At 43.7% G+C, this 2295-nt stretch carries 2 protein-coding genes; one reads left to right on the top strand and one right to left on the bottom strand.

What is annotated here, in order from left to right; all coding sequences use genetic code 11:
- Positions 1-118 precede the first annotated feature (118 nt).
- The gene (locus L976_RS01675; RefSeq protein WP_037419935.1) at positions 119-790 is read right to left on the bottom strand and encodes a GntR family transcriptional regulator; all 672 of its coding nucleotides are present in this window, start codon (positions 788-790) and stop codon (positions 119-121) included.
- Between the two features lie 316 nt (positions 791-1106).
- Between L976_RS01675 and gmhB the strand changes: the two genes are divergently transcribed.
- Positions 1107-1658 carry a D-glycero-beta-D-manno-heptose 1,7-bisphosphate 7-phosphatase gene (gene gmhB / locus L976_RS01670; RefSeq protein ID WP_047533579.1) on the top strand — a complete coding sequence of 184 codons (552 nt, stop codon included), beginning with the start codon at positions 1107-1109 and terminating at the stop codon, positions 1656-1658.
- The last annotated feature ends 637 nt before the right edge of the window (positions 1659-2295 follow it).

Raw genomic sequence — 2295 nt, 5'->3', positions numbered from 1 at the left:
CAGCCAGTGATTGTGGCGTACTGCATGGTGTTTTCTCTCAAATAAAAAAGGCAGAACCTTTAGTGCTGCCTCAAATCGACAACAAAGCTTATCGGTATAACGAATGACAGTCCGTGATCTATACCACCTGTTTGGCGACCAGATCCCGAATTGTCATTGCGGCATGCAAAATATGATGTCGCAGTAACGCCGTGGCTTTCTCTGTTTCTCTTTGCTTACAATAATTGAGCAGTTCGCGGTGCTCGTGCTCTGCTGCGGGAATGCCTCCTGCGAGCAGTAATTGCAAACGAATATATCTATCGCAGTTGGTATTGAGGCCATGTACGACCTCTAGCGTATGTGGGCGATTGGCGGCTTGGTATAAACAGGTATGAAACTGTGTATTTAGCTCGCTCCAACTGGCGACGGCATCTTCATGTTTAAAGGCTGATTCCAATTGTTCTAATACGCGTTCAGCTCTTATTAAATCTTCTTCTTGAAGTCGTGGAATGGCTTTGGCGAGCAGATCCGTCTCGATCATGGCGCGCAACTCAAACAGCTCGGTCACTTGTTCAACGGATAATTCAGTCGCCGTTGCCCCTTTATGGGGTTCGAATTTTACCAGCCCTTCAGCTTCAAGTTGCAGCAAGGCTTCTCTTACCGGAATGCGGCTAACATTCAATGCTTCGGCTAGTGCGCTTTGTCTGAGTGGTTCTCCTGCGGCTATATCACCCGAAAGTATTTTCTCTCTGAGCACCTCTACAACTAACTGGGTGCGGGTTTTATGGACTATAGGCGTAGTTCGACTCATTATGACCGTCTATTTTTAGGTGTTTTATTGTTATCCGTGCAAGATTACCGTTAAAAACAGCACAAATAAAGGGAAAGCTCGATTGAGCTGCGCATCGACTAGATGGCTAAAACAATTATTCGCGGACGAATTCGCCCTTAAAGATGTGTTAATCGACCATTTATAGGCGTTACGATGGCAAATGAATTGTCAGAATATGAATCAAGCTCAAATTGCTAAGTGGTATCCGTCAACTTCGCGGTGCAATTTTTTGCAATGGATGGAATAATAGTAAAATTACGCATTAAGCGCTGTTTTTTGTGAGTGGAGTAGTACTGTGAGTGCAGTCAATCGAGCCGTTTTTTTGGACCGTGATGGTGTGATCAACAAAGATCATGGTTATGTGCATCAGGTAGATGACTTTGAATATATTGAAGGCGTATTTGAGGCGTGCCTTGCATTAAAGCAAATGGGATACAAATTGGTGGTGGTCACTAATCAGTCGGGAATTGCCCGTGGCATGTATACCGAAGACCAATTCCACAGTCTCACCGAATGGATGGATTGGAACTTTGCCGATAAAGGTGTCGACCTCGATGGTATTTATTATTGCCCGCACCATAATGAAAAAGGGATTGGTGAATATAAAGTCGATTGCGACTGTCGCAAACCCAAACCAGGAATGTTACTCGACGCGGCAAAATTTTTGAAAATCGATTTGTCCCAATCTGTGATGGTAGGAGATAAAGCCGACGATATGCTCGCGGCCAAAGCAGCAGGGGTGCCGACACGTATCCTCGTCCGTACTGGTAAAGCCATTGCTGATGATAGTGAGGCGTCTACGGTGCTCGATAGCATTGCCGATGTACCGGTTTTTTTAAAGAAGTAGCCTATTCTTGCAACTTAAAGCGTGCATCAATCTATTTGAACCGTGAGATTGAACTTGAAGCGCGAGCTTAACAACAAAAAAGTGCGGTATTGGCTTTATCGTTTTGCTTAGTGACCGATGCTAACGGCGTTATCAGGCGATAAAGATAGCCAAAGTGATGGAAATTACAGCGAAATAGGCGCTAAAACCTAGGTTTGGTTTAAAAAATGCGCATTCACGTCGCTTTTTCTAATTATTTTGCCTAAAGGGGTTGCGGTAAAATCTGACATCCCTATAATGCGCATCCACTGGCCCAGCGGGGTCAACGGTGAAAGCCAAAAGCGCTAAATGCTTAAGGTAAATAACCACGCTCTTTAACAATTTATCAAGCAAATCTGTGTGGACACTCACAGGTGTTGAGTTAATCGAAATTACTCTGCCTTTTGGCGAGTAATCAAAGAATTAAATCAATGAATGAGTGTTCATAGCAATATGTACATACATTTATGTATGAATTGAAACGCGATGCTTCTTAGTGAGCAAAGCGAATCAAAACAGTAGAATTCATTGAGTCGTTTCTTCGGAAACAAAAAAACTTTTAATTGAAGAGTTTGATCATGGCTCAGATTGAACGCTGGCGGCAGGCCTAACACATGCA

The organism is Shewanella sp. ZOR0012 (assembly GCF_000798835.1).
GTDB lineage: Bacteria > Pseudomonadota > Gammaproteobacteria > Enterobacterales > Shewanellaceae > Shewanella > Shewanella xiamenensis.
The sequence above is the reverse complement of the archived record's forward strand: the minus strand, read 5'-3'. Positions and strand labels throughout refer to the sequence as shown.

Excerpts from the sequence above, each read along its gene's own strand:
- L976_RS01675 (WP_037419935.1), bottom strand. The coding sequence starts at position 790 with ATGAGTCGAACTACGCCTATAGTCCATAAAACCCGCACCCAGTTAGTT.